The organism is Paracoccus sp. SJTW-4 (genome assembly GCF_047716885.1).
Taxonomy (GTDB): Bacteria; Pseudomonadota; Alphaproteobacteria; order Rhodobacterales; family Rhodobacteraceae; genus Paracoccus; species Paracoccus solventivorans.
The window spans coordinates 193862-218436 of sequence record NZ_CP136681.1; the positions used below are offsets into that span (position 1 = coordinate 193862).

At 66.8% G+C, this 24575-nt stretch carries 27 protein-coding genes and 1 tRNA gene; 24 read left to right on the top strand and 4 right to left on the bottom strand.

The window, feature by feature from the left end:
* Nucleotides 1-2: 2 nt before the first annotated feature.
* Together cysT and cysW are read left to right on the top strand one after the other, a co-directional pair.
* Complete coding sequence (cysT, locus tag RSP45_RS00925) at nucleotides 3-860, top strand: sulfate ABC transporter permease subunit CysT (RefSeq protein ID WP_415392886.1); 858 nt, start codon at nucleotides 3-5, stop codon at nucleotides 858-860.
* A 59-nt stretch (nucleotides 861-919) separates the two neighbouring features.
* Nucleotides 920-1702 carry a sulfate ABC transporter permease subunit CysW gene (gene cysW, locus RSP45_RS00930; RefSeq protein ID WP_415393966.1) on the top strand — a complete coding sequence of 261 codons (783 nt, stop codon included), beginning with the start codon at nucleotides 920-922 and terminating at the stop codon, nucleotides 1700-1702.
* A 189-nt stretch (nucleotides 1703-1891) separates the two neighbouring features.
* Here cysW and RSP45_RS00935 read toward each other — a convergent pair whose 3' ends face one another.
* The gene (locus RSP45_RS00935) at nucleotides 1892-2395 is read right to left on the bottom strand and encodes a hypothetical protein (RefSeq protein WP_415392887.1); all 504 of its coding nucleotides are present in this window, start codon (nucleotides 2393-2395) and stop codon (nucleotides 1892-1894) included.
* Between the two features lie 213 nt (nucleotides 2396-2608).
* Between RSP45_RS00935 and RSP45_RS00940 the strand changes: the two genes are divergently transcribed.
* The 15 genes from RSP45_RS00940 to istB all read left to right on the top strand — a co-directional run bounded on the left by RSP45_RS00940 (nucleotide 2609) and on the right by istB (nucleotide 15313).
* Nucleotides 2609-3490, top strand: a complete 882-nt coding sequence (locus tag RSP45_RS00940) for a LysR family transcriptional regulator (RefSeq protein ID WP_415392888.1) — start codon at nucleotides 2609-2611, stop codon at nucleotides 3488-3490.
* Between the two features lie 253 nt (nucleotides 3491-3743).
* A complete protein-coding gene (locus tag RSP45_RS00945; RefSeq protein ID WP_415393967.1) occupies nucleotides 3744-4559 on the top strand; it encodes a methylamine utilization protein MauF in 816 nt (271 codons plus the stop codon).
* An 86-nt stretch (nucleotides 4560-4645) separates the two neighbouring features.
* The gene (gene mauB, locus RSP45_RS00950; protein WP_415392889.1) at nucleotides 4646-5932 is read left to right on the top strand and encodes a methylamine dehydrogenase (amicyanin) large subunit; all 1287 of its coding nucleotides are present in this window, start codon (nucleotides 4646-4648) and stop codon (nucleotides 5930-5932) included.
* A 1-nt stretch (nucleotide 5933) separates the two neighbouring features.
* Nucleotides 5934-6494: a MauE/DoxX family redox-associated membrane protein gene (locus RSP45_RS00955; RefSeq protein ID WP_415392890.1), complete on the top strand. Its 561-nt coding sequence runs from the start codon at nucleotides 5934-5936 to the stop codon at nucleotides 6492-6494.
* A 1-nt stretch (nucleotide 6495) separates the two neighbouring features.
* Complete coding sequence (gene mauD / locus RSP45_RS00960; RefSeq protein WP_415392891.1) at nucleotides 6496-7089, top strand: methylamine dehydrogenase accessory protein MauD; 594 nt, start codon at nucleotides 6496-6498, stop codon at nucleotides 7087-7089.
* Between the two features lie 43 nt (nucleotides 7090-7132).
* The gene (mauA, locus tag RSP45_RS00965) at nucleotides 7133-7699 is read left to right on the top strand and encodes a methylamine dehydrogenase (amicyanin) small subunit (RefSeq protein ID WP_073066397.1); all 567 of its coding nucleotides are present in this window, start codon (nucleotides 7133-7135) and stop codon (nucleotides 7697-7699) included.
* A 64-nt stretch (nucleotides 7700-7763) separates the two neighbouring features.
* The gene (locus RSP45_RS00970) at nucleotides 7764-8150 is read left to right on the top strand and encodes an amicyanin (RefSeq protein WP_415392892.1); all 387 of its coding nucleotides are present in this window, start codon (nucleotides 7764-7766) and stop codon (nucleotides 8148-8150) included.
* 10 nt (nucleotides 8151-8160) lie between these two features.
* Nucleotides 8161-9066, top strand: a complete 906-nt coding sequence (mauJ, locus tag RSP45_RS00975) for a methylamine utilization protein MauJ (protein WP_415392893.1) — start codon at nucleotides 8161-8163, stop codon at nucleotides 9064-9066.
* Nucleotides 9067-9070: 4 nt separating this feature from the next.
* A complete protein-coding gene (locus RSP45_RS00980; protein WP_415392894.1) occupies nucleotides 9071-10291 on the top strand; it encodes a cytochrome-c peroxidase in 1221 nt (406 codons plus the stop codon).
* Nucleotides 10292-10337: 46 nt separating this feature from the next.
* Entirely contained in the window at nucleotides 10338-11000 is a 663-nt protein-coding gene (gene napG, locus RSP45_RS00985; protein ID WP_324329983.1) for a ferredoxin-type protein NapG, read from the top strand.
* A complete protein-coding gene (gene napH / locus RSP45_RS00990) occupies nucleotides 10997-11881 on the top strand; it encodes a quinol dehydrogenase ferredoxin subunit NapH (protein ID WP_415392895.1) in 885 nt (294 codons plus the stop codon). Before napG ends, napH begins: the two co-directional genes overlap by 4 nt.
* A 64-nt stretch (nucleotides 11882-11945) precedes the next feature.
* Nucleotides 11946-12161: a hypothetical protein gene (locus RSP45_RS00995; RefSeq protein WP_415392896.1), complete on the top strand. Its 216-nt coding sequence runs from the start codon at nucleotides 11946-11948 to the stop codon at nucleotides 12159-12161.
* A 439-nt stretch (nucleotides 12162-12600) separates the two neighbouring features.
* The gene (locus RSP45_RS01000) at nucleotides 12601-12924 is read left to right on the top strand and encodes a YceI family protein (protein ID WP_415392897.1); all 324 of its coding nucleotides are present in this window, start codon (nucleotides 12601-12603) and stop codon (nucleotides 12922-12924) included.
* Nucleotides 12925-12996: 72 nt separating this feature from the next.
* Nucleotides 12997-14529 carry an IS21 family transposase gene (gene istA, locus RSP45_RS01005; protein ID WP_083539302.1) on the top strand — a complete coding sequence of 511 codons (1533 nt, stop codon included), beginning with the start codon at nucleotides 12997-12999 and terminating at the stop codon, nucleotides 14527-14529.
* On the top strand, nucleotides 14519-15313 hold the full coding sequence (istB, locus tag RSP45_RS01010; protein ID WP_072464014.1) for an IS21-like element helper ATPase IstB: 795 nt from the start codon (nucleotides 14519-14521) through the stop codon (nucleotides 15311-15313). The genes istA and istB overlap by 11 nt, the downstream gene beginning before the upstream one ends.
* A gap of 485 nt (nucleotides 15314-15798) precedes the next feature.
* On the opposite strand, the gene RSP45_RS01015 is transcribed toward istB, so the two are convergent.
* Nucleotides 15799-17151, bottom strand: coding sequence for a ferric reductase-like transmembrane domain-containing protein (locus RSP45_RS01015; protein ID WP_415392898.1), 1353 nt, complete (start codon nucleotides 17149-17151; stop codon nucleotides 15799-15801).
* Nucleotides 17152-17480: 329 nt separating this feature from the next.
* Nucleotides 17481-17557 (bottom strand) — tRNA-Arg (locus RSP45_RS01020).
* 281 nt (nucleotides 17558-17838) lie between these two features.
* Between RSP45_RS01020 and rpsB the strand changes: the two genes are divergently transcribed.
* The 7 genes from rpsB (at nucleotide 17839) to pqqE (ending at nucleotide 23340) form a co-directional block, all read left to right on the top strand.
* Entirely contained in the window at nucleotides 17839-18648 is an 810-nt protein-coding gene (gene rpsB / locus RSP45_RS01025; protein ID WP_159435570.1) for a 30S ribosomal protein S2, read from the top strand.
* A 79-nt stretch (nucleotides 18649-18727) separates the two neighbouring features.
* Entirely contained in the window at nucleotides 18728-19615 is an 888-nt protein-coding gene (gene tsf / locus RSP45_RS01030) for a translation elongation factor Ts (RefSeq protein WP_415392899.1), read from the top strand.
* Between the two features lie 563 nt (nucleotides 19616-20178).
* On the top strand, nucleotides 20179-20280 hold the full coding sequence (pqqA, locus tag RSP45_RS01035; RefSeq protein WP_073066373.1) for a pyrroloquinoline quinone precursor peptide PqqA: 102 nt from the start codon (nucleotides 20179-20181) through the stop codon (nucleotides 20278-20280).
* A gap of 12 nt (nucleotides 20281-20292) precedes the next feature.
* On the top strand, nucleotides 20293-21171 hold the full coding sequence (pqqB, locus tag RSP45_RS01040) for a pyrroloquinoline quinone biosynthesis protein PqqB (RefSeq protein ID WP_415392900.1): 879 nt from the start codon (nucleotides 20293-20295) through the stop codon (nucleotides 21169-21171).
* Nucleotides 21168-21914: a pyrroloquinoline-quinone synthase PqqC gene (gene pqqC / locus RSP45_RS01045; protein ID WP_415392901.1), complete on the top strand. Its 747-nt coding sequence runs from the start codon at nucleotides 21168-21170 to the stop codon at nucleotides 21912-21914. Before pqqB ends, pqqC begins: the two co-directional genes overlap by 4 nt.
* Nucleotides 21911-22195, top strand: a complete 285-nt coding sequence (gene pqqD, locus RSP45_RS01050; RefSeq protein WP_415392902.1) for a pyrroloquinoline quinone biosynthesis peptide chaperone PqqD — start codon at nucleotides 21911-21913, stop codon at nucleotides 22193-22195. Before pqqC ends, pqqD begins: the two co-directional genes overlap by 4 nt.
* A gap of 80 nt (nucleotides 22196-22275) precedes the next feature.
* Nucleotides 22276-23340 carry a pyrroloquinoline quinone biosynthesis protein PqqE gene (gene pqqE, locus RSP45_RS01055; RefSeq protein WP_415393968.1) on the top strand — a complete coding sequence of 355 codons (1065 nt, stop codon included), beginning with the start codon at nucleotides 22276-22278 and terminating at the stop codon, nucleotides 23338-23340.
* Nucleotides 23341-23343: 3 nt separating this feature from the next.
* On the opposite strand, the gene RSP45_RS01060 is transcribed toward pqqE, so the two are convergent.
* Nucleotides 23344-24552 carry an NnrS family protein gene (locus RSP45_RS01060; protein ID WP_415392903.1) on the bottom strand — a complete coding sequence of 403 codons (1209 nt, stop codon included), beginning with the start codon at nucleotides 24550-24552 and terminating at the stop codon, nucleotides 23344-23346.
* Nucleotides 24553-24575: the final 23 nt, after the last annotated feature.

Below are 24575 nucleotides of genomic sequence, written 5' to 3' on the forward strand. Positions count from 1 at the left end.
CGATGAGCCCTGCAATGCCCGGCTTTTCCCCCGCGCGGCAGCGGCGCGTGCTGCCCGGCTTCGGCCTGACCATGGGCGTGACGCTGACCTATCTGGGGATCATCGTGCTGATCCCGGTGGCGGCGCTGGTGGTCAAGGGGGCGGGCATCGGGCCGGCGCGGTTCTGGGACATCCTGACCGCGCCGCGCACCCTGGCGGCGCTACGGCTGACGCTGACCGCAGCGGCGATCGCCACCGTCATCAATGCGGTCTACGGGCTGCTGATGGCCTGGGTGCTGGTCCGCTACCAGTTTCCGGGCAAGCGGGTGCTGGACGCGCTGATGGACATTCCCTTTGCGTTGCCTACGGCGGTGGCGGGGCTGGCGCTGTCGGCGCTGTTCGCCGGGAACGGCTGGTATGGCGCGATCCTTGAACCCCTGGGCATCCAGGTGGTCTATACGCTGGCGGGGGTGGTGATCGCGATGACCTTCACCTCGCTGCCCTTCGTCGTGCGCACGGTGCAGCCGGTGCTCGAGGATCTCGACCCCCAGATCGAAGAGGCCGCCCGCACGCTGGGGGCCGAGCCGTTCACCATCTTCCGGCGCGTGGTGCTGCCGGTGATCTTCCCGGCCTATCTGACCGGCATCACCCTGTCCTTCGCCCGCTCGCTGGGCGAGTTCGGTGCCGTCATCTTCATCGCCGGCAACCTGCCGATGAAGACCGAGATTGCCTCGCTGCTGGCGGTGATCCGGCTGGAGGAATACGACTACAACGGCGCCGCGGCCATCGCGCTGGTGCTGCTGGTGATCGCGCTGGCGCTGCTGGCGGTGTCGAACCTGCTGCAATCGCGCGCGCTGCGCTACAAGGCGGATGCGGCATGAACGTCACGGCCATCACCCCGCAGGACAGCGCCCGCGCCGCGCTGAGCCACGACATCGCGATGCGGCGGCTGCTGATCGGGGCGGCGCTGGCTCTGACGGCTCTGCTGGTGGTGGTGCCGCTGGCCTATATCTTCTATCGCGCCTTCGCGGCCGGCTGGCAGGTGTTCGCCGCCAATATCACCGAGCCGAACACCCTGCACGCCATCGGGCTGACCGCGCTGGTCGCGGTGATCGCGGTGCCCGTCAACATCGTCTTCGGCCTCTGCGCCGCATGGGTGATCGCGCGGTTCCGCTTTGCCGGCCGCCGGCTGCTGCTGACGCTGATCGAGATCCCGTTCTCGATTTCCCCGATCATCGCCGGGATCTGCTATCTGCTGCTCTACGGCCGGCAGGGGCTGCTGGGGCCGTTCCTGATGGCCCATGACATCCGCATCCTGTTCGCGCTGCCGGGCATCGTCATGGTCACCATGTTCGTGACCGCCCCCTTCGTGGTGCGCGAGGTGCTGCCGCTGATGCAGGCGCAGGGGTCCGAACAGGAACAGGCGGCGCTGACGCTGGGCGCATCGGGCTGGCAGGTGTTCCGGCTTGTGTCGCTGCCCAATATCCGCTGGGCGCTGGTCTATGGCGCGGTGCTGTGCACCGCCCGCGCGGTGGGCGAGTTCGGTGGGGTCTCGGTGGTCTCGGGCTCGATCCGGGGCCAGACCAACACGCTGCCCCTGCAGATCGAGCTGCTGTTCAACGATCTGAACATGGTCGGCGCCTTTGCCGCCTCCTCCGTGCTGACGCTGATCGCGGTGATCGCGCTGGTGGTCAAGTCGCTGCTGGAAACGCGCCGGGGGTAAGCGGCTGCCGGGGGATCGAGGCCGCAATATATCCTTTGGCGTGCTTTGGTTGTGTTCGGAAAATACAACCATTCGTCGGAAGCCAGGAGGGGATGGGAGAGTGGCCTGCATCGGCAAGGCGTGGACGATCTGGACCTGACCGCCCGGGGCGCCTGAGGATCGGCCGACAGGCAACCGGCCCCGGCCCGCTCAGGGCGCTTCGCACCGCCCCATCGCCGCGTCGAAGGAGGCGTCGCTTTTCTCCAGCCGGCCGTCGTCGATCTGGATCGGGCGAAACGGCGGCTCGCCCTGGGCGCCGGGCTGGACCTGGGTCAGTCGGTAACAGCCGGTGAAGACGGTGACGGTGCCGTCCTTGCCGGTGGCCTGCAGGGCGATCGGGACCAGCGAATGGATCGAGCCGGCGGCGCCCTCGGTCTGCACCTCGCCCAGGCGCAGCTCGACCTGGGCGGTGTCTGCATAGCCGGCGCTGAAATCACCGAGCGGAGGGGCGGTGTCCGCCTTGAAATAGCTCCACGCGCGCAGGTATTCCCCGCGATTGATGGCGTTGTAGAGCGAGACCACCACCCGCTCGGGCGAGGAACGGTCGTCGATATACCGCTCTGCCTGCGGCCCGGCGACCGCCGGGGCCGCCAAGGCGAAAGCCAGACCAAGGGGAAGGACGAAGCGCATCGGGGTTTCCGGTTGCCAGATCATTGCCTCTCAACCCTCGCCGCCCGAGGGGCGTTCCATGCGCGGCCGCGGCGTCCTGCGCCTGCCGCCTGACGGCGCCCCATGCCGCCGGCCGCTCACCATCCCCGCAAGGTCACCGCCCTTCGCGCCCGCGGTAAGGTCGCATGTCCCGGTTCCATTTACTTTTTTGCAACTTGGGCGAAAGTCCGAGTCGATGAGCGAATCCCGGGGAGCATCATGCAGCAATCAGAGCAATCGACGCTGAACTGGGACGATTTCCGCATCGTCTCGGCTGTCTGCGACACCGCCTCGTTCACCCGGGCGGCGCGGTTGCTGGGGATGAACGAAACCACGGTCAGCCGCCGGGTCGGGCGGCTCGAGCGGCTGATGGGGCGCGCCCTGTTCGAGGCGGTGAACGGAGAGCGCCAGCCCACCGATGCCTGCCGGGCCATCCTGGCCGAGTTGCACGACATGGCGGCGGCCGCCGAGGACGCCACCCGGAAACTGCGCGAATCCGACTTTACCAGTCGCAAGTTCCGCCTGACCACCATCGCCGCGCTGGCCGAATACTGCCTGGCGCCGCATCTGGCCGGGTTGCTCGCCGACCTGCCCAGGCTGATCCTGGCCATCGACACCTCGGACCGGAATGTCGACATGTCGCGCTGGCAGGCGGATTTCGCCCTGCGGTTGAACCGGCCGCGGCAGGGTACCTTTCTGATGCGCAAGGTCGGCGTGGTCTCGTTCAGCCTGGTGCGGCCGAAGGACGGGGCGGGCGGCACGCCCGCGCTGGTCGCCTATCCCGACGCCTTGGGCGAAATGCCTGAGATGCACGCGCTTTCCAGCCATGCGCCCGCGCGGAGCGTCCGGCTCGAGACCGCCAGTCTCGAGATCATGCGCCGGTTTCTGAAAAGCGGCACCGCCACCGGGGTGCTGCCGGATTTCATGCTGGGCGAGTTCCTGCAGTCCCCGACGTTCGAGATCGTGCCGGACGTCGCCGCGCGAGAGGTCTGGCTGCTGACGCAGCCGCATCTGCGCAACGATCCGCTGGCCCGCCGCATCGCGGAATGGTGCGCCGATCTGTTCGACGCCCCGCCCGCGCAGGTCCCGCCCTCATACTAAAATACGGCTTTCCGGGCGCATCCCGCCGCGGTGCGGTTCAAACTAACGCTATATTTTACATAAATAATATCCGACTCCGCGCCCGACCCGCATTTTTGCAGCCCCATGCTGCATGTTTAGCAATTTCTCCGATGCGACATCTTGTCTCACTGTCGGGTCATCCAGGGTGACGGCAGCCGTCCGCGTTCCCGAGAATGCGCCGGCTGCAGTTCGCCCTGGGGACCCGATGAGGAGGAGGCGTCCAGTGAGCAGCATGGGTGAGGTCGGGATCGACCCGGATTACGTGACCGGCGTGCCGGATTGCGTCAGTTTTCCCGAACAGTTTTCAAGGACGCGGCGGCTGGCGATCCTGGCCGGCAGTATGGCCGCAGGCGCCGGGGCGGGGTTCGCCATGAACGCGGGGATGGTCGCCCCGCTGCTGGTTGCGGCCGCCTTTGCAGGCGGGGTGCTGTCCACCTGGTCGCCCTGCGGGTATTCCTCGATCTCGCTGCTGCGGCCGACCGGCAAGGGCCCGCGGGCGATGCTGGACTGGCTGCCGACATTCGCGGCGCACGGGCTGGGCTATGCGGCGGGGGCGGTGATCCTCGGGACGCTGCTGGGCGCCATCGGGGTGCTGGCCGGGTTTTCCGGGGTCGCGACCGGCTTTGGACTGGCGCTGCTGGCGCTGATCGGGCTGGCCTATGGCGCGCACCAGCTGGATTTCCTGCGCGTGCCCTATCCGCAGCGCCGCGCGCAGGTGCCCCATGACGCAAGGCAGCGGTTTCCGAAATGGGTGGTCGGCGGGCTTTACGGCCTGTCGCTGGGGCTGGATTACCTGACCTATGTCCAGACGCCCCTGCTGTACATGACCACGGCGGCGGCGGTGCTGACCGGAAATATCGTCCACGCCATTGCGATCATCGCCGTGTTCAACCTGGGCCGCTATCTGCCGGTGGCGGTGAACCTGGCTCCGGTCAGCGACTACCAGATCCAGTCCTGGCTGGGCCGGCATCAGGAACGCGCGGCAATCGCCGACGGCGCGATCCTGACGGCGATCGGCGCGGCCCTTGCGGTGCTGGCGCTGGCCTGACGCACCCGCCCTGACATCCCACGACCCTGAAATCCTTTCCCGCGATCCGTCGCTGCGGTTCCGGGTGCCATCCAAGGGAGGAAACGATGGCTGCTCTTCCACGTGAATCGACCCCGGGCTATCTGAGGCTGCTCGGCGCCGGGCTGACCTGTTCGGTCCTGGCCCTGGGGGCCGCGCAGGCCCAGACCGGACCCGAGCCCGCCGAGGATGCCGAAGCGGCGGCCGCGGCTGCTGCCGACGGCCAGACCCACGGCCAGCGCGCCGCCGCCGAGGCTGCCGCGGCGCTTGCCGCCGGCGAGGCGGACGAGCCGGTGATCCTGAAGGCCCCGCCCCCCGATACCAGGCGCGTCTATGTCCAGGACCCGGCGCATTTCGCCGCCGTTACCCAGCAATATGTCATCGACGGCGCCAGCGGCCGGGTGCTGGGCATGACGGACGGCGGCTTCCTGCCGCATCCGCTGGCGGCCGAGGACGGGTCCTTCTTTGCGCAGGTCAGCTCGGTCTGGTCGCGCATCGCGCGGGGCGACCGCGAGGATTACGTCGAGGTCTTCGATTCCGAGACCTTCCGGCCGATCGCGGATATCGCGATTCCCGACGACGCCCAGCGGTTCCTGGTCGGCACCTATCAGTGGATGAACGCGCTGACCCCCGACAACAAGACCCTGCTGTATTACCAGTTCTCGCCTGCGCCCGCCGTCGGCGTCGTCAACCTGGAAGAGCAGAAGTTCGACCGGCTTCTGGATGTGCCGGACTGCTATCACATCTTCCCCGCCTCTCCGACGGTGTTCTACATGAACTGCCGCGACGGCAGCCTGGCCCGCGTCGATTTTGCAGGTGGCGAAACCGAGGTCACCAACACCGAGGTCTTCCACACCGAGGAAGAGCTGCTGATCAACCACCCGGCGTTTTCCCTGCGCTCGGGGCGGCTGGTCTGGCCGACCTATACCGGCAAGATCTTCCAGATGGACCTGACGGCAGAGGGCGTGAACTTCCGCCCGCCCTTCGAGGCCCTGACCGAGGCCGAGCGCGCCGACGACTGGCGTCCCGGCGGCTGGCAGCAGACCGCTTATCACCGCCCCTCGGACCGCATCTACCTGCTGGTCGACCAGCGCGACGAATGGCGCCACAAGACCGCCAGCCGCTTCGTGGTGGTGATGAACGCCGCGACCGGCGAGCGGATCGACATGCTGGAACTGGGGCACGAGATCGACTCGATCAACGTCAGCCAGGATGCCGAGCCGCTGCTTTACGGGCTGTCGTCGGGCAGCAGGACCCTGCACATCTACGACGCCGCCTCGGGTCAGGAGCTGCGCAGCGTCGACCAGCTTGGCCGCGGTCCGCAGATCCTCATGACCCATGACATGGGGGCGTGACATGCAGCAGCTCGTGCAAGAACCGCTGCTTCACTGGGCATTGCGCAGCTTTCTCGCGGCGCTGTTCGCCACCGCGGCGCTGTCCAAGCTGACCGGCATGGAAGAGTTCTACGGCGTGGTTCGCAACTTCCGCCTGCTGCCCGATGCGCTGGCAAGGGCGGTGGCGATGGTCCTGCCGGTGGCAGAGCTGGCGGTGGCCGCGGGGCTGCTGATCACGCCGCTGGCGGGGCCTGCGGCGCTGGCCGCGGCGCTGCTGCTGGCCGGGTTCGGCCTTGCCATCGCGATCAACGTGCTGCGCGGGCGGACCCAGATCGACTGCGGCTGTTTCCGCAACGGCATGAAGCAGCGGATCAGCTGGGCCATGGTCGCCCGCAACGCCGTGCTGAGCGCGATGGCGCTGGCCGCGGCGCTCGCGCTGCCCGGCGCCCGCGCGGCCGGGCTGGTCGATGCCGCCACCGGCATCATCGCGGGACTGGTCCTGATCCTTCTCTATCTCAGCGCCTCGATGCTGGGCGGATTGCCCGCCCGGCGCCCCTCAACCGCTGCCGTGAAAGGTCGCTGACATGACGTTCCTGATGGTTTCCAACATCCTGCTGTGGGTCGCATTCCTGGGCGTGACCGTGGTCATGCTGGGGCTGATGCGGCAGGTGGGGCTGCTGCACGAACGCTCCTCGCCCATGGGGGCGATGATCACCGACCACGGCCCCGACATCGGCGACAACGCGCCCGAGTTCGACCTGCCGGATTACTTCGGCCGCCCGGTCCATATCGGCGGGGCCTCGGAACGCCCGACGCTGCTGATGTTCACCGCGCCGACCTGCCCGGTCTGCGACAAGCTGTTCCCGATCATCAAGTCGATTGCCCGGGCCGAGAATATCGGCGTGGTCATGATCAGCGACGGCGCCCCCGAGGAACACGCCCGGTTCCTGAAGACCCACGAGCTTGGCCAGATCCGCTATGTCGTCTCGGCCGAGCTGGGGATGGCCTTCCAGGTCGGCAAGATCCCCTACGGCGTGCTGCTGGATGCCGGCGGCATCATCCGCGCCAAGGGCCTGACCAACACCCGCGAGCATCTGGAAAGCCTGCTCGAGGCCGACAAGACCGGCTTTGCCTCGCTGCAGCAGTTCATGGCCAGCCGCAAGAAAACCGCGGCCTGACCCGGCCGATTCCACGCAATCCCAAGCAGAGGGAGGATAAACGATGCTGGGGAACTTCAGGTTCGATTCCATGGTCGAGAAGATGTCGCGCCGGGTGGCCGGCCGCACCAGCCGCCGCGGCGCCATCGGCCGCATCGGCACGGTGCTGGCCGGGGTGGCGCTGGTGCCGCTGCTGCCGGTGGACCGCCGCGGCCGCGTCAGCCGCGCCAATGCCGCCACGCCGGCCGAGGGCAGCGATCCGCGCGCCAAGTGGCAGCCGCAGGACACCGATATCCAGTCCTGCGACTACTGGCGGCACTGTTCCATCGACGGCAACATCTGCGACTGCTCGGGCGGGTCGCTGACCAACTGCCCGCCGGGGACCAAGCTGGCGACGGCGTCCTGGGTGGCCAGCTGCTACAACCCGACCGACGGGCAAAGCTACCTGATCGCCTATCGCGACTGCTGCGGCACCAACATGCCCGGCCGCTGCCCCTGCCTGAACACCGAGGGCGAGCTGCCGGTCTATCGCCCGGAATTCGCCAACGACATCATTTGGTGCTTCGGCGCCGAGGATGACGCCATGACCTATCACTGCACCATCTCGCCCATCGTCGGCCGCGCCAGCTGACGATCCTGGCCGGGCGGCGGTTCGCCCGGTCCAATTCCCCCAGGAGGTTTCCATGATTTCCGCAATGACGTTCCGATCCGCGCTTGCCGCTTTCCTGCTGTCCGCCGTCAGCGCCACCGGAGCATTTGCACAGGACAGGATCGCCGTGCTGACCGAGGCGCCGGTGGCGGCCGCCGAAGTGCCGGCCGATGCCATCGTCGTGAACATCGACAAGATGAAATACGACGTGCCGGAACTGACCGTCCAAGCCGGCGACACCGTCTATTGGGTCAACAAGGAGGTGATGCCCCACAACGTCGCCTTCAAGAAGGGCATCGTCGGCGACGGGGATTTCCGGGGCGAGATGCTGAAGAAGGATCAGGCCTACGCCATCACCTTCAACGAGGCCGGTGATTTCGAGTATTTCTGCACGCCGCATCCGTTCATGCGCGGCAAGGTCATCGTCGAATAGGCCGGTCGGGATGTGGATTCCTTACGACATCCGCGCCTCGCTCAAGGCCGACAGCCGCAGGGACACCCTGCGGCTGTCGCAGGCGGATCCGCGCCCGCGGGATTTCGTGGTCGGGTTCTTCCTGCGCAACCCGGTCACCCAGGCGTGGGAGCTGGACCTGGTGGCGGACGAGGGCTCGGCCGAGCTGCCGGCCGGGCCCGAGCTGCCGGATGCGTATCTGAGCCTGCATCCCAACCAGGCCGGCAAGCTGGCCGAGGTGATCTATCGCCTGCCGGCCCGCTCTGCGACCGAGGCGCTGGAGCTGACCCATGCCGACATGCAGCGCCGGATGCTGCGCTGGCTGGTCGAGATCGGCCGCGGCATGGCCATCGCCGGCTGGCGGGTCGCGGACATGGCCCATGGCGCGCGCTGGCGCTGCACGCCGTTCCGGCCAAGCGCGATGCAGGTGAACCATGCGGCGCTGTCGCCGCTGGACGCGGATCTGGCGCCGGTGGTCGAGCTGTTCCAGCGCGCCCGCAACGCCCCCGATGCGGCCAGCCGGCTGCTGGCGGGGTTCGCGGTGCTGGTCGCGGCGCTTCGCCATCCCGCCATGGCCGGCTGCGGGGCAGGGGCGCTGCGCGTCACCCAGGAAATGCTGGTCCATGCCGGCGCGCTGGCGCTGTCGGACCAGCTGCTGGACCTGTCGCTGCCCGAGCTTGTCGCCACGCTGCGCCCCGAGCATGAGCGGCTGGTCGGCGCGGACGGGGTGCTGCTGCCGGTGCTGGACGATCTGACGGGGCAGCGGCGCCTTGCGGTGCTGGCGAACCTTGCCGACCTGGCCGCGCATCGCCTGATCGTCGGCGAGATCCGGGCGCGGCAAGACTCTCGCGCGCCCGCCGCCCGCCCGCCTGTCCCCGAACTGGTCGAGGGAGGGTAGGGTGATGACGAGGCCACCGCTGCCGCGCGCCCTGGTCCTGTTGTCCCCGGTCCTGCTTGCCGCGGCCGGGGTGGTGCTGGCGGCGACGCCAGAGCAGGGCCGGCATGACCCCTCGCCCCGCGACGAAGGGCAGCTGGCGGCGCTGGGGCGCGAACTGTTCCACGACCGCGGGCTGTCGCGCGACGGCACCCAGTCCTGCGCGACCTGCCACGACCCCGAGTTTGCCTTTACCGACCCGCGGGAAACCACGGCCGGGCGGGCGGTGTCGCTGGGCGACGACGGCGTGTCCCATGGCGACCGCAACACCCCGACCCTGTCCTATGCCGCGTTCAGCCCCGATTTCCACCAGACCGCCCCCGGCGCCTTCAAGGGCGGGCAGTTCTGGGACGGGCGCGCGGACAACCTGCGCGACCAGGCCGGCCAGCCGATGCTGAACCCGGCCGAAATGGCGATGCCGGATCGCGAGACGGTGGTTTCCCGCCTGCGCGCCAGCCCCGAATATCGCACCGCCTTTGCCGGGCTGTTCGGCGAGGATGCGCTGGCGGATGTGGACCGCGCCTTCGACCACGCGGCCTCGGCGCTGGCCGCCTATCAGCAGACCGAGGAGTTCGCGCCCTTCGATTCCAGGTTCGACCGCTATCTGCGCGGCGAGGCCACCCTGACCCCGCAGGAAGAGTTCGGCCACACCGTGTTCATCACCTGGAACTGCCGGCTCTGCCATCAGGTCCGCCAACCCAGCTTCGTTGCGCAGGAAACCTTCACCAGCTATGAGTTCCACAATATCGGCGTGCCGGTGAACCATAAGGTGCGCCGGGTGAACGGGCTGGGCGCAGGGCATGTCGATCAGGGGCTGCTGTCGCGGCCGGGGATCGACGATCCGGCCCAGGCGGGGCGGATCAAGGTGCCGACGCTGCGCAATGTCGCCGTGACCGGCCCCTACATGCACAACGGCGTGTTCAGCGACCTGCGCACCGCGGTTCTGTTCTATAACAAATACACCAGCCGCCGGCCGCAGTCGCAGATCAACCCGGAAACCGGCGCGCCCTGGGGCGACCCCGAGGTGGCCGAGAACCTGTCGCTGACCGAGTTGCAGTCGGGGCTGATGCTGGACGATGCGCGCATCGATGCGCTGGTCGCCTTTCTCGAGACCCTGACCGACCGGCGCTACGAGCCGCTGCTGGCCGAACAGAAACGCGCAAGAGAGGAGGCCGCCGCCGGCAGGTGACGACCACGCACCCCAGGACCACGCACCCCGGGAAGGAGGGCGCAGAATGGCATCCGGCAAACGCAAGATGAACCGGCGGACCGCAATCGCCGAGGTCGCCCGCACCGCCGGCGCGGTCTGTCTGGGCGGACTGTCGCTGGCGGCGCTGGTCCGCTCGGCCGACCAGGCCGACGCCCGCGCCCTTCGCCCGCCGGGCGCCCAGCCGGAACCGGACTTCCTGTCGGCCTGCGTGCGCTGCGGCCTGTGCGTGCAGGCCTGCCCCTATGGCACGCTGTCGCTGGCCGAATGGGGGCAGGAACCCGCCGTCGGCACGCCGTTCTTCACCCCGCGCGAGGTGCCCTGCTACATGTGCCGCGACGTGCCCTGCGCGCGCGCCTGCCCCACCGGGGCGCTGGACCGCGACATCGCCATAAGCGACGCGGACATGGGGGTCGCGGTGCTGGTCGGGCACGAGGACTGCCTGAACTACAAGGGCATGAATTGCAGCATCTGCGTGCGGGTCTGCCCGATCCGCGGCGACGCCATCACGCTTGAGGAGGGCGAGTTCAACGGCCGCAAGATCATGGTCCCGACCGTGCATTCCGCGCATTGCACCGGCTGCGGCACCTGCGAGAAGCACTGCGTCACCGGCCACGCCTCGATCCGGGTGCTGCCGCGCGATCTGGGCCTTGGCGGCGACGGCCGCAACCGGGCCGGGCGGGCGACGTGATCGGCTGGTGGATCTCGGACAGCCGCAAGCTGGCGGTCGCTTCCCGCGGGCTGCTGCCCGCGCATAAATGGTGGCTGCTGCGCCGGCTCTGCCAGGTCTGGGTGCTGGGGCCGTTCATGCTGGGGCCGATGGCGGGGATCTGGCTGGTTCGCGGTAATTTCGCCGCCAGCGACATCGGCGGGGTGGTGACGCTGGCCGATCCCTATGTGCTGCTGCAATCGCTGGCGGGCGGGGCCGTGCCCATCGCCCCGGTGGTGGTCGGCGCCCTGCTGATCCTGCTGCTCTACCTGGTGGTCGGCGGCCGCGCCTATTGCGGCTGGGTCTGCCCGGTGAACATCGTCACCGACACCGCCCACTGGCTGCGCGAAAAGACCGGCCTGACCCGGGACCGCAAGCTGGACCGGCGCAGCCGGCTGGTGATCCTCGGGGCCACGCTGGTCGCCTCGGGCCTGACCGGCACCATCGCGTGGGAGTTCGTCAACCCGGTCAGCCTGCTGCAGCGCGGCCTGATCTCCGGCATCGGCTTTGGCTGGACCATTATCCTCGCGGTGTTCCTGCTGGATCTGGTCGTGGCGCGCCGGGCCTGGTGCAGCCATTTGTGCCCGGTCGGTGCCTTTTACGGGCTGGTCGGCCGGGCCTCGGTCGTCCGGGTCTCGGCCGCCCGCCGCGATGCCTGCACCGACTGCGGCGCCTGTTTCAACATCTGCCCCGAGCCGCATGTGATCGTCCCCGCGCTGAAAGGCGAGGGCAGCCCCCTGATCCTGTCCGGAGACTGCCAGAACTGCGGCGGCTGCATCGATTCCTGCCCGGTGAAGGTCTTCCACCTCTCGACCCACGGGCGCGGAGGGGCTCGCGCGCTACTTACAGAAGGCCGCGGGTAACGACGACGACCCGCCGTCGTCGCGCAACCCCTGGCCGCCTGACCATGACCGACACGGGCGGCGGGTGCTGCTCAACCTTGAACCGGGGCGCCTCCAATATTCCGCCACATCGGAAGATTTATTGGTTGTAGGTGCCATGCCCGCGAATGAAATGCTGAAGGCCACGGAGGCGACCGTGGCCGCCCGCGTCAGCTTGCGCGACGTCAATGGTGTCATCGACTTCCGCATCGGCGGGGGTACCCTCATGAGAGCACATTTCGAACCACGCGAGAAAATGTAATCCGCTGAAATTGTGAAAATGAGGGGGCGTCGTGGTCGTGCTGCTTCCTCAATTTGTGCCGGTTTCAACCGGATAATAACCTGTTGCGCAGGCCGGTATGGGAATGGTTGTGAAGTATACGATCGTTGCCGGTGAGCGGCAGGCAGCGTGACCTGACTCACTGGCATCTGCTGCGGTTGCGCGGCCCGCGCGCTCTCGAGGAGTGCGGGTGTTATTATGTCTGGCGTTGATCATATGAAGGTTCCCTGAACCTGAATTCGTAGGAGGAGACTGAAAACAAAAGATACCGATGAAGAAAATGCGCGTTCTGGAGTGCTTCGCTTTGTCGCACTGCTGTCGGCTAAAAGCAGGACGACATCTTGATGAATATCAACTAAAAAAATAACGATATCCGCTAAGTTTCCGCCCGCTTCTTATCCCACCAAAGGATGCTGTTGATATGAAGGTCGTCACCAAGGCCGTAGCGTCAATTTTCGTTGCTTCCGCATTGATCGGAGCTGCATCTAGTTCCGTAGTTGCACAAGATCTGCAGTCGAATGTCCAGGTGCAAGCTCCTGCTGGCACTTATGAGCTGGACCCAACGCATGCGATATTGTTGTGGTCGGTCAAGCACAACGGAATTTCCAATTATACTGCGAGATTCAGTGAAATTAGTGCAGTATTGAAGCTTGATCCCGGGAAGATCGAGGAATCTTCGATTGAAGTTGTTATTGATCCGAGCTCTGTTGATTTTCACCCAGAACTGAGCCGGGTAGGCGCATAATTTTCACTGAGAATTGAGCCATGTGAACCTTTCCCCAACGCAGTGAGCGGCGGGGGCAACGGAGTGATCCACATGGGACTTTTGAACATCATCCGACGAATGCATTTGCGGCAGAATCTGTCGATCCGCGAGATTGCGCGGCGCACGGGACTGTCACGGAATACCGTGACGAAGCATCTTGCGGCGGGCACGATCGAGCCGACCTTTGCCACGCCGGAGCGGCCGAGCAAGCTTGACCCCTTCGCCGAGAAGCTGGCCGGCTGGCTGAAGACCGAGGCCGGGAAGTCGCGCAAGCAGCGGCGGACGCTGAAGCAATTGCATGCCGATCTTGAGGCGCTCGGCTTCACCGGCTCTTACGGCCGGGTTGCAGCCTTTGCACGGCAATGGCGGGCAGATCGGCAGCGTGAGCAGCAGACCACGGGGCGCGGAACCTTCGTTCCGCTGTCTTTCCGCCCAGGCGAAGCCTTCCAGTTCGACTGGAGCGAGGACTTTGCCGTTCTGGGCGGCGAGCGCACGAAGCTGCAGATGGCCCATATCAAGCTGGCGCACAGCCGCGCCTTTCTGGTTCGCGCCTATCTCTTGCAGACACACGAGATGCTGTTCGATGCCCATTGGCATGGCTTCCGCGTCTTCGGCGGTGTGCCCGGTCGCGGGATCTACGACAATATGCGGACGGCGGTGGATCGCGTCGGCCGCGGCAAGGAACGGCAGATCAACATCCGCTTCCTCGCGATGGCAAACCATTATGTCTTTGAGCCGGAATTCTGCAATCCGGCGGCAGGGTGGGAGAAGGGGCAGGTCGAGAAGAACGTCCGGGATTCCCGCCACCAGATCTTGCAAGCGATGCCGGACTTTCCCGACCTTGCCGCGCTGAATGTCTGGCTGGAGCAGCGCTGTCAGGACCTGTGGCGCGAGACGGCACACGGCACCTTGCCGGGCTCGATCGCCGATGTCTGGGGCGAGGAGCGGGCGAGCTTGATGCCGTTGCCCACAGCCTTTGATGGCTTCGTCGAGCAGAGCAAGCGCGTCTCGCCCACCTGCCTGATCAGCTTCGAGCGCAATCGCTACAGCGTTCCGGCACCCTTTGCGAACCGGCCTGTCAGCCTGCGGATTTATCCGGACCGGCTGGTCGTGGCGGCCGAGGGCAACATCCTGTGCGAACACCGGCGGATCATCGAGCGCAGCCACCAGCTACCACCGCGAACGATCTATGACTGGCGACATTACCTGGCGGTCGTGCAACGCAAGCCCGGGGCGCTTCGGAATGGCGCGCCCTTCCTGGAATTGCCGCCGGCTTTCCGGCAGTTGCAGGAGCACATGTTACGCAAGCCCGGTGGTGATCGCGAGATGGTCGATGTCCTCGCTCTCGTGCTCCATCACGATGAGCAAGCCGTGCTCACCGCCGTGGAACTGGCCCTGGCCGAGGGCGTGCCCACCAAGACCCATGTCCTGAACCTGCTGCACCGGCTGGTCGACGGCAAGGTGGTGGGGGGACCGCCGCTGGATACGCCACACGCGCTGGCCCTGCGCCGTGAGCCCAAGGCCAATGTCGAGCGCTATGACGGGTTGCGCACCCAAATCGCCGGAGGCCGCCATGCGTCATGATCCCGCCAGCGGCGCCATCGTCATCATGCTTCGCAGCCTGAAGATGCATGGCATGGCGCAGGCTGTCACTGATCTGATCGAGCAAGGCGCCCCGGCCTTTGAAGCCGCCATCCCGATCTTGTCGCAGCTGCTGAAGGCCGAATTGGCTGAGCGTGAAGTCCGTTCCATCGCCTATCACATGAAAGCCGCGCGTTTCCCTGCCTACAAGGATCTGGCGGGCTTCGACTTCTCGGCCAGCGAGGTGAATGAGGCGACGGTGCGCCAGTTGCACCGCTGCGAGTTCATGAGCGGCGCCGAAAATATCGTGCTGATCGGCGGGCCGGGCACCGGCAAGACCCATGTCGCGACCGCACTCGGCATCCAAGCCATCGAGCATCACCGCCGAAAGGTTCGCTTCTTCTCGACCATAGAACTGGTCAACACCCTCGAACAGGAGAAAGCCAGGGGCAAGGCCGGGCAGGTCGCCGAAAGCCTGACCCGCCTCGACCTCGTGATCCTCGACGAACTGGGATACCTGCCCTTCAGCGCCTCCGGCGGTGCATTGCTCTTCCATCTGCTGAGCAAGCTTTACGAACGCACCAGCGTCGTTATCACCACCAATCTCAGCTTCAGCGAATGGGCGACGGTCTTCGGCGATGCCAAGATGACCACCGCGCTGCTCGACCGGCTTACTCATCGCTGCCACATCCTGGAGACCGGAAACGACAGCTTCCGCTTCAAGGCCAGTTCAGCCGCAGCAGCCCAGAAAAAGGAGGGGACGTCACATGCCTTGACCCCAGCTTGACCCTCAATCCATAGTCAGAGGTGGCTCAATTCTCGATGGAAAACCCGGCTCAGTTCTGGGTGAAAATCAACAGTCCGGGACATCTAGTCGCATTTTCCCGATCTCGCGGCTTTGCGCGGCTCTGTCGGCGAAGATGAAGGCGCCAAACTCCGGCTCTCGGTGATGAGTGAATTGGAAAACCGGATCCTACAGGAGATCCTGATCGCGATGGTGGGCGGACTGAAGGCTTCCCCGAAGCGATCAGCCGACTTTTCCGGGACAGATACCCAGAGTTCAGGACGCCCAACATTGAAATTAAGGTCAACCGAGATCCTGTTCCATCGACATCATGACCGCCAGCAACCTGGCACGATTGTCAAGGTTGCTGGTTGCCTAAAGGTGAACGGCCTCGACGGCGAAGATGCCTCCTGTCGAAACCCGCTCTGCGCCGGACGGCGCAGAGCGCACATATGTGGATCCGCGTTATTTCACCGGCCTGCTAGTGGTCACCTCATGGCGAATAGCTCTTGATGGAACCGCTTCGCGACTGGCAGTCCCTGTGCGGCAAAATCCTGTCGGAGCGCCTCACCGAACCCTGCCGGACCGCAGAACCAAATGCTGGCGTTGCGCCAATCCGGCACAGCCGTACGAATGCGATCGCCCGTCAATAAGCCGTCGCGGGAATCAACCAGGACATGAAGGCGGATTCCCGCTGCCGCCGCATCCTCTGTCAGCTTGGTGATAGCCTGTTCGTCGTATTCGGCAGTCGTATGAAACAGGTCGATTACTGGATGAGGATGGTCTGGATGTGCGTGTCGTTCCTGCGCCAGATGCTTCATGCCGGCGATGAACGGCGTGATGCCGATGCCGCCGCCTATCCAGATCTGCCGGGGCTGACCGTTCTCGAAATTGAAACAGCCATATGGCCCTTCGATCCTGACCTCTTGGCCCACGTTCAGCTTCTCGCGCAGGCGGCTGGTGTGGTCGCCGAGTTGTTTGGTTATAAAGATGATGCGTCGATCCTTTTCGTTCCAGGCAGAGGCGATCGTGTAGGGATGAGCCCCTTCGGCGCTATCAGACATGGCGAACGCAAACTGGCCGGGCTTGTGGCCGGGCCAGCCCTCGAGCACCTCGATCTCAATCTCGAGAGCCTTCACACCTGGGTAGTATTGGAGAGAGACGATCTTGCCCCGAACCTGCCGTCTTGCGCCGGCGAGGCGCAGCAAAACCACAACCGCCGCACAAGTCCCTGCCGCAAGAAGCAATGCCATTACCGCCCCGATTGGCGACATCCAATAACTGAACGTGGTCAGGACAATAGTGTGGAACACGAGTACCAGATAGACGACGGCCAGCAGGCGGTGCGTTTTATAGAACGGCCGGTAAGGGAAATATTTGATAAGTGCCAGCGCAATCAGCAGTACGGCAGCGTAGAATGCCCATTCGCCTACACCCTCTGCTGTCCCGCGCTGACTCAGGAAAAATTGTTCGATGGTATTTTCCAGGGGCGGTCTTTCGCCTCGTACCGGCGGCTCGAGCAAGCCCCAGCCTACGGCCCATTTCGGCCCCTTGCTCCAAAGCCAGTGGATCACAGCGACGACGAGAGCCGTGATGCCCAGCCATTTGTGCAGGCGGTACATCTTGTCCAGCCCACCGAACCACCGTTCCGGCCATTGCGGCCGTAGTGCCAGAATCATGGCGATGCTCATGGCTGCCATGGCAATAATGCCGGTGTACTGGACTATCACCCCACGGAACGCGAAGAAGCCGGTTGTCTGGAACACTGTTGGTTCTGCCGCCAACCACAAAACGGTCAACAGCGCCAGAGCGCCCCAGAAGGTGAACTTGATATGTCGCATCGTGGCAGGTTCTTTTTGTAGTGGCCATTGCGCTTTGTGTATTGCTCGAAGGCTTCGAGCTCGTTGACGCAGGTCAAGAGTGGGGCACGCCGTGCGCCTGTCGCGAAATTGTGAAAATCAACCGGACCTGCGGGCAACAGTTCGGGGCGTAGGGGCGCGCATTGCTGCCGTCAGCCACAATAGCGTCAGAGCTTGAGAGGGCGGCGCGCATTGGCGCAGCGCGTCGAGATTGCCGACGACGAGATTCGCATCATGGGATCGAAATCGGAATTGCTGCGAACGCTAATCGCCGCTTCTGGTATGAAACGCGGTGTAGTTCTGTTCTGAAATGGCGCACCCGACAGGATTCGAACCTGTGACCTCTGCCTTCGGAGGGCAGCACTCTATCCAGCTGAGCTACGGGTGCCGTCCGGGTCGTTTAGTGCAAGCCGTCGCGGCCCGCAACCCGTATTCGTGCGGGGCGCGGCGGGGCGGGGGCGGGCAGGGCGGGCGCCGCCGCCCCGCCGCCCCGCCACCCCGGGCGCGCGGAAATCGCCGCCAAGGCTTGCAATCGCCGGCGATCGCGCATATGTGGCGCGCACTTCACAGGCAAGGGCGGGCCGCGGGCGGGAGACATCCGTTCAGGTCCACCGGTTGGGGGCGACCCCTGATCCCTTGCCCAAGGCGCAAACCGGAAAGGACATGGACATGGCGCTTCCCGAATACTCCATGCGTCAGCTGCTGGAAGCTGGCGTTCACTACGGCCACCAGACCCAGCGCTGGAACCCGCGCATGGCCGAATACATCTATGGCGACCGCAACGGCATCCATATCATCGACCTGACCCAGACCGTCCCGCTGCTGGACCAGGCGCTGCAGGTGATCCGCGATACCGTCGCCAAGGGCGGGCGGGTGCTGTTCGTCGGCACCAAGCGCCAGGCGCAGCGCGCAGTGGCCGATGCCGCGGAAAAATCCGCGCAGTTCTACATGAACCACCGCTGGCTGGGCGGCACGCTGACCAACTGGAAGACCGTCTCGCAGTCGATCCAGCGGCTCAAGCAGATCGACGAGCAGATGGCCTCGGGCGCCGAAGGGCTGACCAAGAAGGAACGCCTGGGGATGGAGCGCGAGCAGGCCAAGCTGCAGGCCAGCCTGGGCGGCATCCGCGACATGGGCGGCCTGCCGGACCTGCTGTTCGTGATCGACGTGAACAAGGAAGACCTCGCGGTCCAGGAAGCCAACAAGCTGGGCATCCCGGTGGTGGCGATCGTGGACACCAACTGCTCGCCCAAGGGCATCGCGCATGTGATCCCGGGCAACGATGACGCCGCCCGCGCCATCGCGCTGTACTGCGACCTGGTGGCCCGCGCCGCGCTGGACGGCATGAGCGCGCAGATGGGCGCCGCCGGCGTCGACCTGGGTGCGCTGGCCGAGCTGCCGGCCGAGGAACTGGACGATCTGTCCGGGGACGAAGCCGCCGCCGCTGCCGAGGAACAGGCCAGCGCCGTCGACGCGTAAGCCGCGACCGGCCGCAGGCACCCAACCACATGCAGGCGGGGGCATTCCCCGCCTGACCCGTTCAAGCAAGGAGATGACCATGGCTATCACGGCCGCGATGGTGAAAGAGCTGCGCGAATCGACCGGCGCCGGCATGATGGACGCCAAGAAGGCGCTGCAGGAAACCTCGGGCGACATGGAAGCCGCGGTCGACTGGCTGCGCACCAAGGGCCTGGCGAAAGCCGCCAAGAAATCCGGCCGCATCGCCGCCGAAGGTCTGGTGGCCGTCGCCGTCGAGGGTGGCAAGGGCGTCGCTGTCGAGGTGAACTCGGAAACCGATTTCGTCGGCAAGAACGCCGAGTTCCAGTCGATGGTCGGCGACATCGCCCGGACCGCGCTGTCGGTCGATTCGACCGAGGCGCTGGCCGCCGCGCCGCTGAACGGCAAGCCGGTCAGCGAAGTGCTGACCGACGCCATCGCCCGCATCGGCGAAAACATGACTCTGCGCCGGATGGTTGCGGTCCGTGGCGACCACGTGGTCTCGTATGTCCACAACGCCGCCGCCCCCGGCATGGGCAAGATCGGCGTGCTGGTCGCGCTGAAGGGCGACGCCGACAAGGCGCAGGAGCTGGGCAAGCAGATCGCGATGCACATCGCGGCGACCTCGCCCGCCTCGCTGTCCGAGGCCGACCTGGACCCGGCGCTGGTCGAGCGTGAAAAATCGGTGCTGACCGAGCAGGCCCGCGAATCGGGCAAGCCCGAGGCGGTGATCGAAAAGATGATCGTCGGCCGCATGTCGAAGTTCTTCGAGGAAGTGACGCTGCTGGGCCAGAAATTCGTCATCAACCCCGACGTGACCGTGGCCCAGGCCGCGGCCGAGGCCGGGCTGGAAGTGACCGGCTACGCCCGCGTCGCCGTCGGCGAAGGCATCGAGAAGAAAGAGGAAGACTTCGCCGCCGAGGTCGCCAAGACCCTGCAAGGCGCCTGAGCAACTCCTCTGCTCCAAGATCCGGCCGGTCCCCACGGGGGCCGGCCGTTTTCGTTGCAGATGCCGGATGGGTGTCGCGCGTTCAGGGCTGGTTTAAAAGGCCGGATTGACTGTCGTCCACTACACCACAGCGGTGCGGCAAGCGCCTCAGCCAAGGTGCACCCGCCCGCCGGACAGGACCCTGTGCTGCGCGGGCGTTTTCTTGCAGGTTTCCGGTATCGGAGTGACCGCTACCCGCGGCGCCGAAGCGAAGATGGTAAGCGCCCAGGTCACAAGCCCCCGCCGCCGGACAAGCCCCTCTGGACCCGGGCTTTCCCCTTTGCCGCGCTCCAGGCGCCGGACAGCCGTTGCCCGCGGCAGCGCAACCCCTACACTCCGCCTCATCTTCTGTCCTCCAAATATCCCCGCCGGAGGCTCCGGCCGCGCCATCCAGCGCCGCAGTTCCACTCCTCACCGCGGCACAACTTCCTGCGACCAAAGGCGGACACCCGGCCCCCCGGCGTTGACTTGCCCGCCCGTGCTTCCAATCTTCATCCCAGATGCGACAACGGAGGAGGTGACGCATGGCCTGGTCGAAACCGATCGCCCGCGAAGTCAGGTGCGGGATGGAAATCAACATGTATGGTCCGGCCGAGGACGATCGCGACGCCCGCGACGTTCTCTGACGACCGTCCACAGTGAAGCTGAGGATTCTTGGGGCGGCCGCCGGAGGGGGGCTGCCCCAATGGAATTGCGGCTGCCCGAATTGCCGTGACGCGCGGACGGGACGGATTGCGCCGATGACGCAATCCTCGGTCGCGGTGACGGTGGGGGGCGAAACCGTGGTGCTGAATGCCTCGCCCGATATCCGTGCGCAGCTGCCCGCCTGCGGGCTGGTGCCGCCGGGGCTGCGCGGCAGTCCGCTGCGGGCGGTGGTGCTGACCAATGGCGACGTGGATCACATCGCGGGGCTCTTGAGCCTGCGCGAGAACAGTCCGTTCACCATCCACGCCACGCCGTCCACGCTGGCGATCCTCGACCAGCCGATCTTCCGGGTGCTGAACCAGGATCACGTCGCCCGCACGCCCATCCGTCTGGACCAGAAGTTCCAACCGCTGCCGGGTCTGACGGTTACCGCCTTTGCCGTCCCCGGCAAGGTGGCGCTGTGGCAGGAGGAGGGCGAGCCCGATACCGCGCTGATCGGCGAACAGACCGTGGGGCTGCGGCTGGACCACGGCGGCCGCACGGCGTTCTATATTCCCGGCTGCGCGGCGGTCACCGACGAGCTGCTGGACCGGCTGGCTGACGCCGACCTGCTGCTGTTCGACGGCACGGTCTGGGCCGACGACGACATGGAACGCAGCGGCACCGGCGTCAAGACCGGCGCCCGCATGGGGCATCTGGCGATGGACGGTCCCCATGGCAGCATCGCCCGGCTGGCCGGGCTGCGGGCGCGCCGCATCTTCACCCATATCAACAACACCAACCCGGTGCTGCAGCCCGGCTCGCCCGAACGCGCCGCAGTGGCCGCCGCCGGCTGGGAACTGGCCCACGACGGCATGGAGATCGACCCGTGAACGACCACACCCCGAACCGTTCCGCCTTCGAATCCCGGCTGCGCCGCATCGGGGCCGAGCGCTATCACGACAAGCACCCGTTCCACGCGCTGCTGCATTCGGGCGGCTGCGACATCGACCAGGTGCGGGCCTGGGTGATCAACCGCTATTACTATCAGTCGCGCATCCCGATGAAGGACGCGGCCTTCATGTCGCGGGTGGACGATCCGGCGCTGCGCCGGGCCTGGCGTTCGCGCATCGAGGATCACGACGGCACCGAGGATCACCCCGGCGGCATCTGGCGCTGGCTGCGGCTGGCCGAGGGGGTGGGGCTCGACCCGGATTACGTGGCCTCGACCCGGGGCGTGCTGCCCGCCACGCGTTTCGCGGTCGACGCCTATGTGCGCTATGTCCGCGATCAGCCGCTGCTGGCGGCGGTGGCCTCGTCCCTGACGGAACTTTTCGCCCCGGCGATCCATGAACAGCGCATCGCCGGCTTGCTGGCGCATTACGATTTCGCCAATCCGCAGACCATCAGCTATTTCCAGCACCGCCTGACCGAGGCCCCCAAGGACGTGGCCTTTGGCCTTGGCTGGGTGCTGGACCACGCCCGGACCGCCGAACAGCAGGACATGGCCGCCGCCGCGCTGGTGTTCAAGACCGATGTGCTGTGGGCGCAGCTTGACGCGCTGTATTCGGCCTATGTCGCCCCCGGCCGCATCCCCCCGGGCGGCTGGCAGCCGGGCGAAGGGTTGCTGGGATGACCGGGCCGCTGACCCCCACGGACCGGCCGTTCCTGCCGCGCGGGGTGCGGCTGCACCACGACCGGGTGCGCGACCTGCCGGTGCTGCTGGGTCCGGAAACCGCGCTGATGCTGGATCCGGTGGGCCACGCGGTGCTGGCCGAGCTGGACGGCGCCCGCGACATCGCCGCGATCAGCGCGGCGCTGGCCGAACGCTACGCCGCGCCGGTCGAGGTGATCGAGGCCGACGTGATCGAGTTTCTGGGCAACATGGCCGCGCAGCGGCTGGTGGAGGTCGCATGACCGCAATTCCGCAACCCACGCTTTCGCCGGACGCCACGCCGGCGCGACTGGTCCGCCCACCGCCGGCGCCGCCCCTGGCGATGCTGGCCGAGCTGACCCACCGCTGCCCGCTATCCTGCCCCTATTGCTCGAACCCGCTGGAGCTGGCCGCCCGCGACAGCGAGCTGACCACCGCCGAATGGGCCGAGGTGTTCCGCCAGGCCGTGGCGCTGGGGGTGCTGCAGCTGCATATCTCGGGGGGCGAACCGGCCTCGCGTTCCGATCTGGTCGCCATCGTCGCCGCGGCGCGAGAGGCCGGGCTTTATACCAACCTGATCACCTCGGGGATCGGGCTTACGGGTGCGCGGCTGGACGAACTCGACGCCGCCGGGCTCGATCATGTGCAGCTGTCCCTGCAGGGGGTGAATGCGGGGGTGGCGGATTTCGTCGGCGGCTATCGCGGCGGCTTCGACCGCAAGATGCAGGTCGCGGCCGAGATCGCCCGCATCGGCCTGCCGCTGACCCTCAACGCGGTGATGCACCGCCACAATCTGGGCGATCTGGCGCAGACCATCGCGCTGGCCCACCAGCTTGGCGCGCGGCGGATCGAGATCGCCTGTGTGCAGTTCCAGGGCTGGGCGCTGAAGAACCGCGCCGCCCTGCAACCCACCCGCGAACAGGTGGATCAGGCCAAGCGCATGGTCGCGCAGGCGCGGCGCGACTATGCCGGAAAGCTCGCCATCGACTTTGTTCCGCCCGATTATTTCGCCGATTTTCCAAAGGCCTGCATGAACGGCTGGGGTTCGACCGGGCTGAACGTCACCCCCGATGGCACCGTGCTGCCCTGCCACGCCGCGGCGACGATTCCGGGGCTGAGCTTTGACAATGTGCTGGCGACGCCGCTGGCGCGGATCTGGAACGAGGGCGCGGCCTTCAACCAATTTCGCGGCACCGACTTTCTGCCCGAGCCCTGCCAGAGCTGCGAGCGCCGCGACATCGACTATGGCGGCTGCCGCTGCCAGGCGATGGCGATCGCGGGCGATGCGCGGGCGACCGACCCGGTCTGCCGCCGCTCGCCCCACCGCGCGCGGCTGGACGCGATCATCGCGGCGGAATCCTCGGCGCCGCCGCCCGATTTCGTCTATCGGCGGATGGGGCGGGGGTAGCGCCTAGCGCCCGCGCGGCTTGCGGGCGGCCAGCAGCATCCGCGCGTGTTCGGCGATGTAGAGCGTGAACCCGGCGATCCAGGCGGCGCCGGCGGCGGCGATCAGGGTGTTCCAGGCGGCGAACTCGGCCCCGACCCGCAGCAGGGCCGAGGCCGCGATGGCGAGGAAGGCCAGCGTCGTGGGCCATGTCGCCTCGGTGGCGCGGCCGGTGTGGCTGCGGGTGGCGCGGGTCATCACCGCCAGCATCTCGCCCCCGATGGCGCCGGCGGCGAACACATGCAGCGCCGCGGCCTGCGTCAGCCCGCCAAGCGCCGCCAATGCCACCGCGGCAAAGCCCAGCGGCACCATCAGCCAGCCCAGATGCAGCCCCCAGACCATCGGCTCATGCCACGCCCGCCAGCCGCGCCAGCGCGCCAGCCGCAGTAGGTTGACCGCCGCGGCAAGGGCGCAGGACGCGGCGGCGGCGGGGGTTTCCGGCAGCGCCACCCACAGCGCCAGCGCCGCCACCGACAGGGCCACCGATACGCGGTCGAACCCGTCCAGCGGCGCGGGGACCGGGCCGGGGCGGTGCCGGGCCAGCCAGTTGCGGGTAAAGCTCGGCACCAGCCGCCCGCCCATGATCAGGATCAGCACCACATATCCCGCCACCGCCGCCCGCGCCGCCGGGCGCGGGTCGGCGCCCGTCAGCACCAGGGCGTGAAACCACAGGTTAGCCGCCGCGATCACCGCCACCAGCCCCACCAGCTTGAGGTCGCGCCATTTCCGCCCCGCCGCGATCTCGCGCCAAAACAGCGCCGCCATCAGCGGCAGGAACAGCGATTCCAGCAGTATCGCCGGCCACAGCGGCGCGGCGGGCGGCGGAAAGCTGAAGCTCAGCCGCCCCCCCAGCCATAGCGCCGCCAAGGCCATCAGCGGCGGCCCCGACACCGGCATCCGCCCCGTCCAGTTCGGCACCGCGGTCATCAGGAAACCGCACAGCACCGCCGGGGCAAAGCCGAACAGCATCTCGTGCATGTGCCAATGCGAGGCGCCATAGCTCCCCCCCGGCGTGCCGAAGCCCGCCAGCGCCGCGACCCACAGCGCCATGGACAGCACGGCCCAGACCGCCCCGCCCAGGAAGAACGGGCGGAACCCATAGGAAAACAGCGCCGGGCCGTGGTGGTCCAGCCCGCGGGGGATGCCGCCGGGGCGGCGGGGAGGGGGCTTTGGCATGGGCGCAGGATAGGGGGTGCGGT

Bases quoted from the DNA above. Each gene is read 5' to 3' on its own strand.
- cysT (WP_415392886.1), top strand. From the start codon at position 3: ATGAGCCCTGCAATGCCCGGCTTTTCCCCCGCGCGGCAGCGGCGCGTG.
- cysW (WP_415393966.1), top strand. From the start codon at position 920: ATGCGGCGGCTGCTGATCGGGGCGGCGCTGGCTCTGACGGCTCTGCTG.
- RSP45_RS00935 (WP_415392887.1), bottom strand. From the start codon at position 2,395: ATGATCTGGCAACCGGAAACCCCGATGCGCTTCGTCCTTCCCCTTGGT.
- RSP45_RS00940 (WP_415392888.1), top strand. From the start codon at position 2,609: ATGCAGCAATCAGAGCAATCGACGCTGAACTGGGACGATTTCCGCATC.
- RSP45_RS00945 (WP_415393967.1), top strand. From the start codon at position 3,744: ATGGGTGAGGTCGGGATCGACCCGGATTACGTGACCGGCGTGCCGGAT.
- mauB (WP_415392889.1), top strand. From the start codon at position 4,646: ATGGCTGCTCTTCCACGTGAATCGACCCCGGGCTATCTGAGGCTGCTC.
- RSP45_RS00955 (WP_415392890.1), top strand. From the start codon at position 5,934: ATGCAGCAGCTCGTGCAAGAACCGCTGCTTCACTGGGCATTGCGCAGC.
- mauD (WP_415392891.1), top strand. From the start codon at position 6,496: ATGACGTTCCTGATGGTTTCCAACATCCTGCTGTGGGTCGCATTCCTG.
- mauA (WP_073066397.1), top strand. From the start codon at position 7,133: ATGCTGGGGAACTTCAGGTTCGATTCCATGGTCGAGAAGATGTCGCGC.
- RSP45_RS00970 (WP_415392892.1), top strand. From the start codon at position 7,764: ATGACGTTCCGATCCGCGCTTGCCGCTTTCCTGCTGTCCGCCGTCAGC.
- mauJ (WP_415392893.1), top strand. From the start codon at position 8,161: ATGTGGATTCCTTACGACATCCGCGCCTCGCTCAAGGCCGACAGCCGC.
- RSP45_RS00980 (WP_415392894.1), top strand. From the start codon at position 9,071: ATGACGAGGCCACCGCTGCCGCGCGCCCTGGTCCTGTTGTCCCCGGTC.
- napG (WP_324329983.1), top strand. From the start codon at position 10,338: ATGGCATCCGGCAAACGCAAGATGAACCGGCGGACCGCAATCGCCGAG.
- RSP45_RS01000 (WP_415392897.1), top strand. From the start codon at position 12,601: ATGAAGGTCGTCACCAAGGCCGTAGCGTCAATTTTCGTTGCTTCCGCA.
- istA (WP_083539302.1), top strand. From the start codon at position 12,997: ATGGGACTTTTGAACATCATCCGACGAATGCATTTGCGGCAGAATCTG.
- istB (WP_072464014.1), top strand. From the start codon at position 14,519: ATGCGTCATGATCCCGCCAGCGGCGCCATCGTCATCATGCTTCGCAGC.
- RSP45_RS01015 (WP_415392898.1), bottom strand. From the start codon at position 17,151: ATGCGACATATCAAGTTCACCTTCTGGGGCGCTCTGGCGCTGTTGACC.
- rpsB (WP_159435570.1), top strand. From the start codon at position 17,839: ATGGCGCTTCCCGAATACTCCATGCGTCAGCTGCTGGAAGCTGGCGTT.
- tsf (WP_415392899.1), top strand. From the start codon at position 18,728: ATGGCTATCACGGCCGCGATGGTGAAAGAGCTGCGCGAATCGACCGGC.
- pqqA (WP_073066373.1), top strand. From the start codon at position 20,179: ATGGCCTGGTCGAAACCGATCGCCCGCGAAGTCAGGTGCGGGATGGAA.
- pqqD (WP_415392902.1), top strand. From the start codon at position 21,911: ATGACCGGGCCGCTGACCCCCACGGACCGGCCGTTCCTGCCGCGCGGG.
- pqqE (WP_415393968.1), top strand. From the start codon at position 22,276: ATGCTGGCCGAGCTGACCCACCGCTGCCCGCTATCCTGCCCCTATTGC.
- RSP45_RS01060 (WP_415392903.1), bottom strand. From the start codon at position 24,552: ATGCCAAAGCCCCCTCCCCGCCGCCCCGGCGGCATCCCCCGCGGGCTG.